We start from the raw sequence: 595 nt of genomic DNA on the forward strand, positions 1-595 counted from the left end.
CAAAGATAAGTTAGGTGTGTTGGTAAAAGAAACACCGCCGTTAAGACTGTTTAGAAAACTTCCGACAAATAGTGCTTATAACATTTCAAAGTTCTTTGGTTTGCGGGGGGGTGGTTACCCCTTGAAGAAAATGTCGATGGGCGGGCACAGTCTGGTTGAGGAGGTTTTTTATCTGCTCAAATCAGGTCCAGGTAAGGCTGGCGTACTTTGCGCTTACGGTAACCTCAATAATCCGGACGTGCTAAATACGTTTAGAAAAATGGATCTTATATCCACCGGGAAGGGGCATCTGGATAAAAGCGCAGGTATCAGACCAACACAAGGTCTTGTGAGTCTGGTGGTAGAAAAAACAATCTCTGCTCATCCTCCTTTAGCTGAGGTTTTTTATGCAGATAGCGTATTTGCGAACACAATGTTTGCTTCTGAGTCGGACTGGTCGTGTCTCTACAGTCGTCTCGTATCTCGAATAGAGATTAAAGACCCGATAGTTGTCATGTACGACAACGGTGCACCAGATATAGGTGAAATTGAAGAAGCGGCGATTAAACGCTATTTTCCGCAGCATGCTATTCGTCGCTATTGTCCGATTACAGGC

General features: G+C 44.5%; 1 protein-coding gene. It reads left to right on the top strand.

The window, feature by feature from the left end:
- A partial coding sequence (locus tag AC1DUO_RS26065) for a hypothetical protein (protein ID WP_477989634.1) occupies positions 1 to 595 on the top strand: 595 nt, incomplete at both ends.

It is taken from the genome of Rahnella sp. P4_A8 (assembly GCF_056402435.1).